The following is a 15,160-nucleotide window of genomic DNA, read 5'->3' as shown; positions in this document are numbered from 1 at the left end:
TCTTGTCGGTGGAATGAGAATGGGCGAGGCCGGCCTGCTCGACCTGGGTCAGCCTTGAGTCAAATAGCGTTGGGCCACGGCGGACTGCCTGATCTGCGACAAAAGCCCCTGACGCGCGGTTTGCAGGGCATCCCAACGCTCGCCTTCATGCAGCGGAGGAATGGTCACCGGTTCGCGACGGTCGAAGCCCACCAGTGCGGCATCGACCAGATCACCCACTTCCATGATGTCGTTCAAGGTGTTGATGTCGATACCGGCGCGATCCCAGATCTCCGTGCGGGTGGCGGCGGGCAGTACGGCTTGCACGTAAACACCCAGGGGCGAAAGTTCCAGGCTCAGGCCTTGGGACAGGAACAGCACAAACGCCTTGGTCGCCCCATAGACCGACATGCCGAACTCAGGCGCCAGACCCACCACCGAACCGATGTTGATGATCGCGCCTTCACCTGCTTTGGCCAGGCGAGGCGCGATGGCGCTGGCGAGTCGCACCAGTGCGGTGGTGTTAAGGGCCACCAGCTGCGCAACGCTGTCGGTGCTTTGCTCGATGAAGTTGCCAGACTGTGCGGCGCCGGCATTGTTGACGAGGATGCCGATGCGCGCGTCATCCCGCAGACGCGTTTCGATGGTGTACAGGTCGCTGAGTTGAGTCAGGTCGGCCTGAAGCACTTCAACGGCGACGTTGTGCTCGTCACGCAACTTCGCGGCGAGCGTTTCCAGGCGCGAGTGGTCGCGGGCGACCAACACCAGATCATGTCCACGTTGGGCGAAACGCTCGGCGTAGACTGCGCCGATGCCGGTGGACGCGCCAGTGATGAGAACGGTAGGGCGAGTAGTCATGATGTCAGCTCTTTTTCGGAAAGATGAATGGGGATTGATGCACGAATAAACCAGGCTCGATCAACCAGTGCCTAGTTCGCGGCAGCGCTTGATTCGGCAAGCGTCGGGTAGTCGATGTATCCCGCCGCGCCGCCGCCGTAGAGCGTGGAAGGGTCAAAGGCGGACAGTGGCGCACCGGCCTTGAGCCGCTCCACCAGATCAGGGTTGCCGATAAACGGACGGCCAAAGGCGATCAGGTCGGCCTTGTCTTGCGCAAGGCGTGCCGTGGCCAGGTCCAGGTCATAACCGTTGTTGGCGATGTACGTGTTCTTGAAGCGTTGGCGCAAGGCATCGAAATCAAAGGGCGCCACGTCGCGTGGGCCACCGGTCGCACCTTCGACGACGTGCAGATAAACGATGTCCAGAGCATTGAGTTGGTCGACGATGTAATCGAACTGAGCCTGTGGATCACTGCTCGATACACCATTGGCCGGCGAGACTGGCGAAAGGCGAAGGCCCGTGCGATCAGCACCAATCACGGCGACCACCGCAGCCGTCACCTCCAGCAGCAGGCGCGCACGGTTTGCGATCGAGCCGCCGTAGGCATCAGTACGCAGGTTGGCGCCGTCCTTGATGAACTGGTCCAGCAAATAGCCGTTTGCACCGTGGATTTCCACGCCGTCGAAGCCGGCGGCAATGGCGTTTGCCGCCGCCTGGCGGAAATCGTTGACGATGCCCGGCAGTTCGTCAGTTTCCAGCGCTCGCGGCTCGGAAACGTCCTCGAAGCGATTGTTGACGAACACCTTGGTCGCGGGACGAAGCGCGGACGGGGCTACCGGCGCCGCGCCTTGGGGCTGCAGATCCACGTGGGAAACACGGCCCACATGCCACAGCTGCAGGAAAATTTTCCCGCCCTTGACGTGCACGGCATCGGTCACCTTGCGCCATCCCTCTATCTGCGGCTGCGTGTAAATGCCCGGGGTGTCCTGATAGCCCTGGCCCTGCTGCGAGATCTGCGTGGCTTCGCAAATCAGCAAGCCCGCGCTGGCCCGCTGGCTGTAGTAAGCAGCAGCAAACTCACTCGGCACAAAGCCTTTGCCGGCGCGATTACGCGTCAGGGGAGCGAGAACCACGCGGTTCGACAGCGTCAGGGCGCCAAGGGTGTAAGGGGTAAACAGATTCAGGTCGCTCATGGAGGGTGTTCCGTGTCCGTTGGTAATGGGTCAGATCGTTGGTGATTAGGATGATGATCGAAATCTAAGCTGTCAACGGTTTTGATTATGATCGACATCCATGTATCATCAGCCGATGAATTTCCAGCGGTAGCGAGGTATCGAAACATGCGAGTGTCCAAGGCTCAGGCCCAGGCAAATCGGGAGCACATCGTCGAAACCGCCTCAGTCGTGTTTCGCGAGCGCGGTTTTGATGGGGTCGGCGTGGCCGACCTGATGGCCGCCGCCGGTTTCACCCATGGTGGTTTCTACAAACATTTCGGTTCGAAGGCTGACCTGATGGCCGAGGCCGCGGCGAAAAGCCTTGAGCAGTCACTGATCGGCGCCGAAGCATTGAGCGTGAAGGACTTCATTGATGTGTATGTGTCACGGGACCATCGCGATGGGCGCGCCACGGGTTGCACCATGGCCGCGTTGTGCGGTGACGCGGCACGTCAGTCGGGCGATTTGAAGTCGGCCTTCGCTGAAGGCATCGAGCGCATGTTGCAAACCCTCGGCGAAAAATACCCGACCGGGCCGGAGGCGGCGCCGGGTGAGGCGAGGGTGAAAATGATCGACCTGCTGGCGCGCGCGGTCGGCGCGATCATGCTCTCGCGCTCCTGTCCGGACGACTCGGCGCTGGCCGATGAAATTCTGGCGGTGTGTCACGCGCAAATGACCGCATCACTGTCTATTCGATCGTAGATTCAGTCGTAGGGGGGGACGGATGTCGCAGGAATGCCCGCTTTCCCGAAGCCAGAATCCAAAGGCTCGAAGCGTTCACTCGTATCCATACGAACATTACGCAGGCCCACGGTTTCCAGGTGTGATGCGTATAGCGGTTCCGAAAAATAGCCGATCAGAATCGAGCGCCGTCGCGCGCCGATCAAGTTCAGACTGCCCGCATGCACCAAGTCCACATCGAACACCAGGATGTCACCGGCGCGGCCTGAAAGCTCTACGGAGCGTGACTCGTTGGTGAAGTCGAATGGCTGCTCGCCCGGCTCGGGGCGATGGCTGCCGGGGACGATACGTGTCGCACCGTTCTCGGGGCCATAATCGTCGAAAAAAGCCAGGGCCATGGCGATGTCGCCTGGCCGTTGGGCCGACAAATCGCGGTGCAACTGTTGATGGCCGCCACCGGCAAGAGGTTCGCGCCCCTCCACCTGAGACAGAAAGAACCGCTCCCCGATCAACTCACCCGCCACCGCCAGCACCTGGGGCAGGCGACACACAGCTTGGACTTTCGCATCATCGTCCAACATCGAATAACGCCAGTCCATGCCACGTGGCACCGGCCACTGATCTGACGGCCTTACACCGGCATCGAACACGGCACGCAGGTCACCAAGCCACTCGGGCGGGATCGCTCGACGGAGCAGGGCATAGCCGTCTCGATGGAGTTGCTTGCGGTCGGTCATGGTTTTCTCGACTTCCTTGTGCGGACTTTGGAACGCTAGTCTTCAAACCAATGTAGATGAAAACCAATCTGTTTCCTCACTCTGGCAAACTGATCGCTGTGCAACCTTCTGAACAGGAACCAGAATGCATCCGGCCGTCATAAAAGCCCTCGAAATCATCTCGGTCGAGCGTAACGCGCACCATCGAGCATTGGCTGGTTGAGGGCAGGGATGATCGCAAGCTTCAAATCGGAATGCCCGAAACCACCAGGTGATACGCAAGATTGGAACCAGGAGACAAACCCGGAAGTCCTTCCAGAGAGGCAGGGGCGCAGTTCACGGCCTTTCCCGATGACAGACACTAATGAACCGCGCTAAGGGAAGGGTTACGTTGCCACCGCCGACATCAGCAACTTGCGGATTTCCCCTGTAATCGCACTTTTGGTGCCTTGTTCCAATATCCCCACCCGGCGTACTGCCAGGTCGCCCGGCAACGGCAGCACCCGCAGGCTTGGGTCTTTGTGCCAGTCGAAATTTTTCAGCAGCGGCACAATCGCCACCCCGACTTGCTGGCGCACCAGATCGGCGATTCCGATGATCGAGTTCAGTTCCAGGATCTCCAGCGGTTCGACCGATTCACTCTTGATGATCGACTGCACCTTGCGACCCACCGCCGTGGACCTGTCGTAGCGAATAAACGGCTGGGTTCTCAACAACTCCACGGCGTCGTCGATGCCGGCGGTCTGGGTGGCATTGGCGAGCATGACGATCGGTTCGTTGTAGAGCAGGGTCCAACTCATGCCATCGAAGTTTTGCCGCGCAGTCTCGATCAGCAGCGCGGCGTCGAGTTTGGCGGCCTGCACCAGGTTGACCACTTCGTCGGAGCGGGCGGTCATCAGGTTGACCGATATCTTGGGGTGTAGTTTTTTCAGTTGCACCAGGCAATTGGCGAGCAGGCCCATGCCAGAGGTAATGCCGCCGATCGACACTTCGCCCTCCATGGCCTCGCCGTCGGGGGCTTCGGCGATCATTTGCTCGTAGTCCGCCAGCAGACGCTTGGCCTTGGGCAGCAATAACACACCATCGCGGCTCAGCTTGATTTGCCGCTGGCTGCGGTCGAACAGCGGCCGGCGCATTTCCTCTTCGAGTGCGCGCATTTGTTGGCCGACGGCGGCGTTGGTCAATGCCACGCGGTCGGCAGCGGCGGCAAAGCTGCCGTACTCGGCGACGGCGATAAACGTCTTGAAAAAACGAATGTTGCTCATGGATCAACTCGCAGCCATGGGTAGAACTTGATCGTAAAGGTTTTGTTTGTTCTGGATAAAGTTTAATTAGTTTTTCTTTTTATAGCGCCCGACCAATACTCAAGTCCGAACTGATTCGGCGAACTTTCCACATGAGCAATTCAGATACCAACCCCATCGACGCGGCCTTGCGCGCGGCCAAAAACGTGTACCACCTCGGCGCTACCACGGTGTACTCGCATCACGAGGACAGCCGTTTTGCCTACACCCTCTATGTGCCCGAAACCATCGAGGACAGCTCCCGGCCAGTGGATCTGGTGGTGTCGCTGCACGGCTCGACCCGTGCGATGGAGATTTATCGCAATGGCTTCGCGGAGTTTGGCCGCTGGAACGATTGTGTGATCCTGTCGCCACTGTTCCCGGTCGGCGTGCTGGGTGACAGCAACGGCGATGGCTACAAGCAACTGGTCGAGGGCGATATCCGTTACGACCAAGTATTGCTCGACATGATCGCCAGCGTCGGCAAGCGCTACGATCGTCGCTTCGATACCTTTGCGCTGTTCGGCTATTCCGGCGGCGGACAATTCACCCACCGGTTCTGCTACCTGCACCCCGAGAAACTCTGGGCGGCGTCCATCGGTGCGCCGGGTTCGGTAACCTTGCTGGATTTCGAGCAGGACTGGTGGGTCGGCGTGCGGGACTTCGCGACGCGCTTTGGCAAACCATTGAACCTGCAGGCCTTGCAGCAACTGCCGGTGCACATGGTGGTCGGCGATTCAGACCTCGAAACCTGGGAAATCACCCACCGTGAAGGGGGCAAACACTACATGGCCGGTGCGAACGCTGCCGGACGCACGCGTCCGGAGCGCCTGGCCAGCTTGAAAGCGAGTTTCGAAGCCGCCGGCGTGCAAGTGCACTTCGACCTGTTGCCCAACGTCGCGCACCAGGGCATCAAGGCCATGCCGGCTGCCCAGGACTTCTTCGCCAGGGTATTGCGCCGCAAGCGCAGCCTCGGCTGATACACCGCTGGTAGATGCACTCAGAACAGGCCGTACAACAATAACCAAGGATTCACTCATTCTGATGTCGGTCCTGCCTTGGCCCCCGCCACTGACCGGAAAATTTCTTCAAGGAGTCTTTCTCCCGTGAATAGTTACGTAAAGACGGCACTGGCCGTCGCGATGTCGGCGTGCACCTTTTCCATGGCCGTCGCGCAAGACAAGGTCATCAGCGTTGGTCTCAATGGTGATATCCGCAGCACCGACCCGGGCGTCAACCGTGACGACAATACCGATGCGGTGATGATGCATATCGTCGAAGGGCTGGTGGCGTATCGCGAAGACACCAGCATCGCGCCGATGCTGGCCAGTGCAGTCGCTGTCTCGCCGGACGGCTTGCGCTACACCTTCAGCCTGCGAGACGGCGTGCACTTCCAGAATGGCCAATTGTTGACGGCCAAGGATGTGCAATGGACCTGGCAGCGCTACCTGGACCCCAAGACCCAGTGGCGTTGCCTGGCGGAGTTCGACGGGCGTGGCGCAGCCAAGATTGTCGACGTCGCCACCCCTGACCCGAAAACCGTGGTGTTCACGCTGGACCAGGCCAACGGCTTGTTTCTCGCCGCGATGGCACGCCCGGATTGTGCCGGCAGCGGCATCCTGCACCCGGACTCCCTGGCCGCCGATGGCAGTTGGCGTGCACCGATTGGCACCGGGCCGTTCACCCTGGGCAAATGGCAGAAGGGCCAGTACGTCGAACTGGATCGTTTCAAGGGATACACGCCGCGTGCCGAGGCCGAGGCGGACGGGTACACCGGCAACAAGCAGGCGTTTGTCGACAAGGTGCGTTTTGAGGTGATCCCCGATTCGGCCTCGGCCAAGGCCGCGCTGCTCTCGGGTGGCGTCGACCTGCTGCCGGACGTGACGGCGATGGACGCCGCACAGCTCAAGCAGGTCAAGAATCTGCAGATCCAGGTCAGCCCGATCATGACCATCAGCGGCCTGTTGTTCCAGACCCGTGACCCGTTGCTCAAGGACGTGCGCATTCGTCGCGCGGTGGCGTTGTCCCTGGATTACGCACAGATGGTGGCGGCCTTGTCCGATGGCTTGTCGGTAGTCAACAACTCGGTGATCCCCACCGCCAGCCCGTACTACGACGACACCGCGCGCCAGGGCTACACCTACAACCTCGATGAGGCCCGGCGCCTGTTGAAAGAGGCCGGTTACGGCGGCGAAAAAATCCGCATGCTGGTCAACAAGCGCTACCCGCAGATGTTCGACATGGGTTTGCTCAGCCAGGCCATGACTCAGGCGGCGGGGCTGAATATCGAGATGGAGACCCTGGAGTGGGGCACGCAGCTGGAACGCTACCAGACCGGCAGTTACCAGATGATGTCCTTCTCCTATTCGGGGCGTTTCGATGCGGCGCAGAGCTACGAATCAGTGATCGGCGACAAACAGAAGGAGCCGCGCAAGGTCTGGGACAACCCCGAAGCCTTGGCAATCTTGCGCGAGGCCCAGCGTGAGGTTGACCCCGCCAAGCGCCAGCCGCTGTTCGACAAGCTACACACCTTGATGCTCAAGGATGTACCGATGGTGGTCATCTACAACGGTACCGCCATCGGCGCCATGGGCAAGCGCGTTGAAGGTTATCGCTCCTGGCCCGTTGCCAAACCGCGCCTGTGGGGCGTGAAGCTGGCCGACACTTCCAAGTAAGGCGTACCGCTATGTTTCGATTCATATTGCACAGGCTCGGCATGGCGGTGCCGACCCTTCTGTTGATCTCGGTGATTGTATTTGCCTTGATTCGCCTGATCCCCGGCGACCCGGCGTTGTTGATGCTGGGCGACATGGCCGACCCGAAAAGCCTTGCCGACATGCGCGGCAGCCTGGGGTTGGACCATTCGGTGGTGACCCAGTACCTGATCTGGATCAAGTCGGTGCTCAGTGGCGATCTCGGGATGTCCATCAGCAGCCGCCAGCCGGTATTGGAGTTGCTGATCGAACGATTCAGCGTCAGTGCCACAGTAGTACTCGTGGCGGTGTTACTGGCGACCCTGCTCGCGGTGCCGGTGGGGTTGCTCGCGGCCTGGAAGCAAAACAGTGCGCTGGATTTGGGCCTGGTGGCTACGGCGACGTTGCTGCTGTCGGTGCCGAGTTTCTGGTTGGGCCTGTTGCTGCTCTATGTGTTTGGCATTCAGCTCGGCTGGTTGCCGGTGATCGGTTACGTCGGCTTTGCCAGCGACCCGATGAAAGCGTTGACCTATGTGGTGCTGCCGATCATCACCCTGACCCTGGTGGAGTTCGGCGCCATTGCGCGAATGGCGCGGGCCAGCACCATCGAAGTGCTGCGCCTGGAGTACATCGCCCATGCCCGGGCCAAGGGGTTGTCGGAGGGGGCGGTGCTGTGGAAACACGCTCTGCGCAACGCGTTTGCGCCCACCTGGACCTTGATTGGCCTGATTCTCGGCAATTTGCTCGGCGGCATTGCGGTACTGGAAACCGTATTCACCTTGCCCGGTATTGGTCGCTTGATGGTCGATGCGATCTTCTCCCGTGACTACCCGGTGCTGCAGGGTTGCCTGCTGCTGGTCACCTGCATCTACGTGTTGGTCAACCTGTTGGTGGATCTGTTGTATCCGCTGTTCGATCCTAGGGTGAAGCTATGAACCTCAAGACTCCTGCCTTGCCGACAGGGCTGGATACCCAGCCTCGACGTGCCTGGCGTTACCCGCCGTTGAATGTGTTGATCGGCGGCAGCTTACTCGCGGCACTGGTATTGCTGGCATTGCTCGGTGTGGTGTGGACACCTTATGACCCGCTCAAGTTGGACCTGTTGTCGCGCCTGCACGCGCCAAATGCTGCGCACTGGCTGGGTACCGATGAATTCGGCCGTGACGTGTTCAGTCGACTGATCATTGGTGCACGCACCAGCCTGTGGATCAGCCTGCTCTCGGTGAGCGTGGCGGTTATCTGCGGCACGGTAATCGGCATGCTTGCCGGTTACCTGCGCGGCTGGACCGACCGCGTGCTGATGATGTTCAACGATGCTCTGCTGGCGTTTCCGGGCATTCTCATGGCCCTGGGCATCATGGCGATCATTGGTGCCAGCCAGTACGGCATCGTGCTCGCCCTGGGCGTTGCCTATACCCCGTCAGTGGTGCGGGTAGTGCGGGGCAGTGTGTTGTCGTTGCGCGAGCTGGAGTTCATCGAGGCCTCTCGGGTGATCGGCAACTCCGAGTTGTACACCATGTTCCGCCATATCACCCCCAACTGCCTGGCGCCGCTGTGTGTGCTGGGCACGAGCATGTTCGGCTGGGCATTGCTCTCGGAGAGTGCGCTGAGTTTCCTGGGGCTGGGCGTTCCGCCGCCGGCCGCGACCTGGGGCAGCATGCTCTCGGCGAGCCGCACCTACATCTCGACGGCGCCGTGGCTGGGGATCTTCCCGGGCATTTTTATCAGCCTGACGTTGCTGGCTATCAATCTGTTCGGCGATGCCTTGCGTGATCGTCTCGACCCGCGCATGAGGAAATGAGCATGAGCGTTCCAGTCCCATTACTGGCCGTTGAAAATCTACAGATTCGCGTCGGTGCAGACGGTCCGCTGGCCGTCGATGATTTCAGCTTCACCATGGCCCCTGGCGAGATCGTCGCGCTGGTCGGCGAATCGGGCAGCGGCAAGACCATGGCCGCACGGGCTGCCATTGGCTTGTTGCCAGCACCGATGCGGGTGTGTGGTGGACGCATCACCTTCCAGGGCGAACCGCTGGACAGCGGCAATGCCAAGGCGATGCGTGCAGTGCGCGGTGCGCGGATCGGCATGGTGTTCCAGGAACCCATGGTCTCGCTCAACCCCGCGCTGACGATTGGCCGGCAGATGAGCGAGGCGCTCAAACGGCATACCGCGCTGGATGCGGCGACGATCCGCGAGCGCTGCCTTGCCATGCTGCAACGCATCGGTATCAAGGATGCCGAGAAATGCCTGGGGTCCTACCCGCACCAGTTCTCCGGCGGCATGCGCCAACGCATCATGCTGGCCTCGGTGATGTTGCTGCGTCCTGCGCTGCTGATCGCTGACGAGCCAACCACGGCGCTCGATTGCCTGGCACAACTGGACGTGATCGAGTTGATGCTGGAACTGACGCGCGAACAAGGCACCGCGATTCTGTTCATCAGCCACGACCTGTCCCTGGTGGCGCGTTATGCCCACAAGGTAGTGGTGATGCGTGCGGGCAAGGCGGTGGAGCAGGGCCGTATCGAAGACATCCTGTTCGCGCCGAAGGCCGACTACACCCGGCAGTTGCTTGAAGCGCTGCCCCGGCGCGGCGAACTGGCGCCATTGCCGGTCACCGACCATGCGTTGTTGCAGGTCCGGGATGTGTGCATCGAACACCCGGGGCCGCGCAGTTTCTGGGGGCGCAGCGTACCCAAGCGCGTGGTGCATTCGGTGAACCTGAGCATTGCACCGGGCGAGACCTTGGCCTTGGTCGGTGGCAGCGGTTCGGGCAAAACCACCCTAGGGCGTGCAGTGGTCGGGTTGGTCACGCCATGCGCTGGGGCCATCCTGTTCCAGGGCGTGGATATCCTCAAGGCCGCCAACCGTGCACACCGCCTGCAATGCCAGATGATTTTCCAGGACCCGTATTCTTCCCTCGATCCACGCATGACCGTCGGCCAGATCATTGCCGAGCCGCTGCGTCACGAGCCGGGGCTGACGGCCGCGCAAAAACGTCAGCGGGTCACCGAGACCCTGGTTGACGTTGGCTTGCCCGAGCAGTTCCGTGAGCGCTTTGCCCATCAACTCTCCGGTGGCCAGCGCCAGCGCGTGGCGATTGGCCGGGCGCTGGTCAGGCGGCCCAAGCTGGTGATTGCCGATGAGCCGATTTCGGCGTTGGACATGACCATTCAAAAGCAGATTCTTGAATTGTTCGAGCGCTTGCAACGCCAATACGGGTTCGCCTGCCTGTTCATCTCCCACGACTTGTCGGCAGTGGAGCGCATCGCTCATCGCGTGGCGGTGATGAACCAGGGCGAGGTGGTTGAAATGGGGCCGCGCGACACCATTTTCGACACCCCACAACATCCCTATACCCGCCGGCTGCTCGCAGCGGCCAGCCCCTTGGAGAAACGTGTGGATGGCAGTTACCGCCTCCGTGCCGGTGTGATTTAGGTACTGCTGCACCCCAGGCCATGTTTTGAAACCCATCCCTTCGTCAATCGGTGATTGGCGAGGCGGGCGAAGCCATGGCCGAAGAAAACAAAAACAACCCCACTCAACCTGTCTGCCAGGAACCTACACATGAATAACCGCATCAACAAAGTTGTCAGCAGTGCCAGCGTCATGGGCGTCGGTTTCATGCCCTTGTTTGCCCAGGCCGACTTTGTCGCCGACAGCAAGGCCTCGCTTGAATTGAAGAACTATTACTTCAACCGTGACTACCGCGAGTCCAGCGGACAGAACAAGCGCGCCGAATGGGCGCAGGGGTTCATTCTCAACCTCCAATCGGGCTTTACCGACGGCACGCTGGGTTTTGGCCTGGACGCGGTCGGCATGCTGGGCGTGAAGCTCGACTCGAGCCCGGATAACTCCGGCACCGGGCTGCTGGCGCGCTCAAGCGTGGCCGAACCGGGCTCTCCCAGTTATGCACGCCGTGCCCATGACAATTACTCCAAACTCGGTATCACCGGTAAGGCGCGCATGGCCCAAAGCGAGCTGCGTGTGGGCTATATGGTGCCGGACCTGCCCACCCTGCAACCCAACCTCAGCCGTCTGTTCCCGCAGAGTTTCAGTGGCACAGCGCTCACCTCCAAGGACATCGACAAGCTGACCCTGACCGTGGGCCAACTGGATCAGGTCAAGCAACGTGACTCGACCGACTACGAGGACATGGGCCTTACCAGCCAGTACGGCGCCTACAGAAGCAGCGCCAAAAGTGATGAGTTCCGCTACGCCGGCGGCGAGTACAAGCTCACGCCAACCACGGTCGTTACCTATCAGTACGCGCAACTGGAAAGCCTCTACCAACAGCATTACCTGGGTTTGAAAAATAGCTTCAAGTGGGGCCCCGGCACGTTCAAGACCGACATTCGTTACTTCAGCGCCAGTGAAGACGCTGCGGCCCTGGCCGGCAAGGTGGATAACCGCGCATTGAGTACCCGAATCGGCTACAGCCTCCATGGCCACAGCCTCAGCGGCGGTTACCAGGAACAGTACGGCTCGACGCCGTTCACCTACGTGGACGGCACCAACACCTACCTGTTTACCGAGTACCAACTGGCCAACTTCTCCCAGACCGGCGAGCGCGTGTGGCATGCCCGCTATGACTATGACTTCGCCTCGCTGGGCCTGCCGGGCCTGCTGTTCTCGACGCGTTACGCCAAGGGTGACAACGCCAAGGTCATCGGCTTCGAGGGCGAAGGGCGCGAGTGGGAGCGCGATTTCAGCTTCGGCTACGTCGTGCAGAGCGGCACGTTCAAGGATGTGTCTGTGCGTTGGCAGAACGCCAGCGCCACCAGCAACTTCACCCGTGACACCAACGAAAACCGAGTGATCCTGGGTTACACCGTGGCGCTCTGGTAGCGGTAACGGCGTGCAACAGGGTCAGCCTGTTGCACGCCAAGGCAGTGGAAATGAGGGGATAGATCAGATGACGAGTTTGCCGTTGCGGCGGGCGCTGCCCAGCCAACAACGCGTATCGGCGCGTGGCGTGAGTGATTTCATTGAAGCGGTGAACGCTGCGGGCCTGGAGTTGCACAGTTTCATGCTGTACCGCGACGGTGCGGTGGTGGCCGAAGCGTTTTGGGCGCCTTATCGCGCCGAGCGGTTGCATGTTCAGCATTCGGTCACCAAAAGCTGGGTATCCATGGCCATCGGGCTGTTGGTGGATGACGGCGTGCTGTCGCTGGACGCCAAGGTGGTGGACTTTTTTGCCGCCGATTGCCCGGTAACTATCAGCGCAAACCTGGCAGCCATGACCGTGCGCGATTTGCTGACCATGCGCACCGGCCATCGCCAGGGCATTTCCGGCGGGGCCTGGCGTGGGCGCAGTGAAAGCTGGGTCAAGCTGTTCCTCGATGAACCGGTTGAAGACCCACCAGGGCAGCATTTTATCTACAGCAGCGCCTCGAGTTTCATGCTCTCGGCGATTGTCAGCGTGGTCAGCGGCCAGACGGCCTTTGAATTGTGCAACGCACGTATCTTCCAACCCATGGCCATGGGGGCCATCGAGTGGGACCTGGCACCTGGTGGCTTCAACACCGGCGGCAATGGCCTGAGTTGCAGCACTGAGGACTTGCTCAAGTTCGGTGTGCTGCACTTGCAACAAGGCAACTGGGAAGGGCAGCAGCTGTTATCCCGGGAATGGGTGGCCGAAGCCACCCGTGGGCATGTCGATGATGTATGGATGGGGGCCTTCGACGGCAAGCGCTACCAGGGCCGCGACTCGAGCGACGCGGGTGTCACACGCCGCGAAGGTTACGGCTACCAGTGGTGGATGACCTTGCACGGTGGCTACTACGCCTCCGGGGTATTTGGCCAGCAGTGCATCGTCTTGCCACGCCATAACGCGGTGATTGCGTTTACCGCCGGGCTGCCCTTGGGCGAGCGGCGCTTGCACAGCCTGCTCTGGGAGCATCTGTTGCCGGCGCTGGGTGTACCCACCGACGGCGCGGCGGATGCCGAGTTGGCGGCGCTGTTGGCACGCCAGCGGCGGCCGGCTCTCTCTGGGGCGTCGACCTCGCCGCGTCACGCCGAGTTCAACGGCACGTTTGTGGTGGAGGCCAACGAAGATCAAGTCAGCGAAATACGTTTGGTGCTTGGCCCTGACCATTGCGACTTCTACCTCACCGACCCCCGTGGCACCCACTGCATTCGCGCCGGGCTGGCCAATGGCATCGAAAGCCAGACCAGCATGACCGGCCATTATCTGCATCACCAATACCAGCCGGAGCTCACCCCAGTGGTGGCGCAGGCACGCTGGACCGACGACGGGGTATTAAGCATGACCTGGCAGTTTGTCGAGATGGCGTTTTGTGACCGTGTCAGCTGCCGTATTGAGCGCGGCAAGTTGTACGTGGACCGCAGCGTCAACGTTAACGCCGGCCCGTTGCAGCGCCCGACGCTGACCGGCCATCCAAGACCAGCTTTGCAGGAGTCGCTATGAACGATATTTCCAACCCGACAGGTTCCGAGTGTGGCGCGTTCTGGGCACCGTTTACCCCGATGCGCCAGTTCCAGCAACAACCGATGATGTTCGCCAGTGCTGACGGCATGTACTACACCACCACCGATGGGCGTCGTGTACTCGATGCAATGGCGGGGCTCTGGTGCGTCAACGCCGGGCATGGCCAGCCGAAAATCGTTGAGGCCATTCGTGAGGCGGCGGGGCGCCTGGACTTTGTCTCGTCATTCAAGATGAGCCACCCCCACGCCCTGGAGATGGCCGAGCGCCTGATCGACATCAGCCCGGCCGGCATGGCGCAGGTGTTCTTTACCAACTCAGGTTCCGAGGCCGTCGACACCGCGTTGAAGATTGCCCGGGCGTATCACCAGGCCCGCGGCGACAGCCGCCGTACCAAGTTTATCGGCCGTGCCAAGGGCTATCACGGCATGGGTTTCGGTGGACTGTCGGTGTCGGGTATCGGCCGGCAGAAGCGTGACTTCGGTCCGTTGTTGGGCGAAGTGTCACACCTGCCGCTGCCTTACGACGCGGGTATGCGTTTTAGCGCCGGGCAACCGCAGCAGGGCGAAGGTTACGCCGACGCGCTGACACAACTGTTGGACATTCAGGATCCGAGCACTGTGGCCGCGGTGATCGTGGAGCCGGTGACAGGCTCCGGCGGGGTGTACCCGCCGCCCCAGGGTTATCTGCAACGCTTGCGCGAGATCTGCACCCGGCACGGCGTGCTGCTGATTTTCGACGAAGTGATCACCGGTTTTGGCCGCGTCGGCGCCAGCTTCGCCGCCCAGGCGTTCGGCGTAACGCCAGACCTGATCACCACCGCCAAAGGCCTGACCAACGGCGCCGTGCCCATGGGCGGCGTGCTGGTAAGCGGTGCGGTGTACGAAGCGTTCATGGCCGGGCCGGCGAACGTCATCGAGCTGATGCATGGCTATACCTATTCGGCGCATCCGCTGGCGTGTGCGGCCGGGTTGGCGACCATCGAGGTGCATCGCGAACTGGGCATCAACCAACACGTCAACGCGGTCAGCGGGCCCTGGCAGTCGGCCGCGCTGGCGCTGCAGGGTGTGGGTCCGGTGCTTGACGTACGCACCATCGGCTTGCTTTGCGCCGTCGAACTCGAGCCGCGTCCCGGTGCCGCCGGCGCACGTGGCAGTGAAGTTGCGCAGTGGTGCTTTGAGCACGGCGTACTGGTGCGCGGTTCGGGCGACACCATCGTGATTTCACCGCCGTTGGTGATCAGCCAGCAGGAGATCGCCCAGGTGTTCGACACCTTGGCGGGTGCCTTGAACCAGGTTGCCTGAAGGGAGTC

Annotated in this window: 13 protein-coding genes; 9 read left to right on the top strand and 4 right to left on the bottom strand. The window is 61.2% G+C overall.

All coding sequences use genetic code 11. From position 1 onward, the window contains the following. Nucleotides 1-48 precede the first annotated feature (48 nt). Together ACWNZ1_RS07015 and ACWNZ1_RS07010 are read right to left on the bottom strand one after the other, a co-directional pair. Nucleotides 49-837, bottom strand: coding sequence for an SDR family NAD(P)-dependent oxidoreductase (locus tag ACWNZ1_RS07015; protein ID WP_256452623.1), 789 nt, complete (start codon nt 835-837; stop codon nt 49-51). A 71-nt stretch (nt 838-908) separates the two neighbouring features. Continuing rightward, nucleotides 909-2,009: an alkene reductase gene (locus tag ACWNZ1_RS07010; RefSeq protein WP_456027515.1), complete on the bottom strand. Its 1,101-nt coding sequence runs from the start codon at nt 2,007-2,009 to the stop codon at nt 909-911. A 147-nt stretch (nt 2,010-2,156) separates the two neighbouring features. Here ACWNZ1_RS07010 and ACWNZ1_RS07005 point away from each other — a divergent pair, with 147 nt between their 5' ends. Continuing rightward, complete coding sequence (locus tag ACWNZ1_RS07005) at nt 2,157-2,732, top strand: TetR/AcrR family transcriptional regulator (RefSeq protein WP_265072970.1); 576 nt, start codon at nt 2,157-2,159, stop codon at nt 2,730-2,732. Nucleotides 2,733-2,734: 2 nt separating this feature from the next. Here the strand turns inward: ACWNZ1_RS07005 and ACWNZ1_RS07000 are convergent, their stop codons facing one another. Together ACWNZ1_RS07000 and ACWNZ1_RS06995 are read right to left on the bottom strand one after the other, a co-directional pair. Beyond that, entirely contained in the window at nt 2,735-3,448 is a 714-nt protein-coding gene (locus ACWNZ1_RS07000; RefSeq protein WP_456027514.1) for a phytanoyl-CoA dioxygenase family protein, read from the bottom strand. Nucleotides 3,449-3,813: 365 nt separating this feature from the next. Further along, entirely contained in the window at nt 3,814-4,692 is an 879-nt protein-coding gene (locus ACWNZ1_RS06995; RefSeq protein ID WP_135844864.1) for a LysR family transcriptional regulator, read from the bottom strand. 131 nt (nt 4,693-4,823) lie between these two features. Here ACWNZ1_RS06995 and ACWNZ1_RS06990 point away from each other — a divergent pair, with 131 nt between their 5' ends. The 8 genes from ACWNZ1_RS06990 to ACWNZ1_RS06955 all read left to right on the top strand — a co-directional run bounded on the left by ACWNZ1_RS06990 (nt 4,824) and on the right by ACWNZ1_RS06955 (nt 15,152). Continuing rightward, a complete protein-coding gene (locus ACWNZ1_RS06990) occupies nt 4,824-5,690 on the top strand; it encodes an alpha/beta hydrolase (protein ID WP_339101715.1) in 867 nt (288 codons plus the stop codon). Nucleotides 5,691-5,816: 126 nt separating this feature from the next. After that, nucleotides 5,817-7,385 carry an ABC transporter substrate-binding protein gene (locus ACWNZ1_RS06985; RefSeq protein ID WP_210639338.1) on the top strand — a complete coding sequence of 523 codons (1,569 nt, stop codon included), beginning with the start codon at nt 5,817-5,819 and terminating at the stop codon, nt 7,383-7,385. Nucleotides 7,386-7,396: 11 nt separating this feature from the next. Continuing rightward, on the top strand, nt 7,397-8,338 hold the full coding sequence (locus tag ACWNZ1_RS06980) for an ABC transporter permease (RefSeq protein ID WP_135844867.1): 942 nt from the start codon (nt 7,397-7,399) through the stop codon (nt 8,336-8,338). Continuing rightward, nucleotides 8,335-9,204: an ABC transporter permease gene (locus tag ACWNZ1_RS06975; RefSeq protein WP_256452628.1), complete on the top strand. Its 870-nt coding sequence runs from the start codon at nt 8,335-8,337 to the stop codon at nt 9,202-9,204. Before ACWNZ1_RS06980 ends, ACWNZ1_RS06975 begins: the two co-directional genes overlap by 4 nt. A gap of 2 nt (nt 9,205-9,206) precedes the next feature. Next, nucleotides 9,207-10,838, top strand: coding sequence for an ABC transporter ATP-binding protein (locus ACWNZ1_RS06970; protein WP_456027513.1), 1,632 nt, complete (start codon nt 9,207-9,209; stop codon nt 10,836-10,838). Nucleotides 10,839-10,967: 129 nt separating this feature from the next. Beyond that, on the top strand, nt 10,968-12,248 hold the full coding sequence (locus ACWNZ1_RS06965) for an OprD family porin (RefSeq protein ID WP_256452630.1): 1,281 nt from the start codon (nt 10,968-10,970) through the stop codon (nt 12,246-12,248). A gap of 67 nt (nt 12,249-12,315) precedes the next feature. Then, nucleotides 12,316-13,830 carry a serine hydrolase domain-containing protein gene (locus ACWNZ1_RS06960; protein WP_256452631.1) on the top strand — a complete coding sequence of 505 codons (1,515 nt, stop codon included), beginning with the start codon at nt 12,316-12,318 and terminating at the stop codon, nt 13,828-13,830. Beyond that, nucleotides 13,827-15,152, top strand: a complete 1,326-nt coding sequence (locus ACWNZ1_RS06955; protein ID WP_280944853.1) for an aminotransferase class III-fold pyridoxal phosphate-dependent enzyme — start codon at nt 13,827-13,829, stop codon at nt 15,150-15,152. Before ACWNZ1_RS06960 ends, ACWNZ1_RS06955 begins: the two co-directional genes overlap by 4 nt. Nucleotides 15,153-15,160 lie beyond the last annotated feature (8 nt).

It is taken from the genome of Pseudomonas sp. CFBP 5748 (assembly GCF_053850495.1).
Note: the sequence above shows the minus strand (reverse complement) of the source record. Positions and strands in the feature narration are given on the sequence as shown.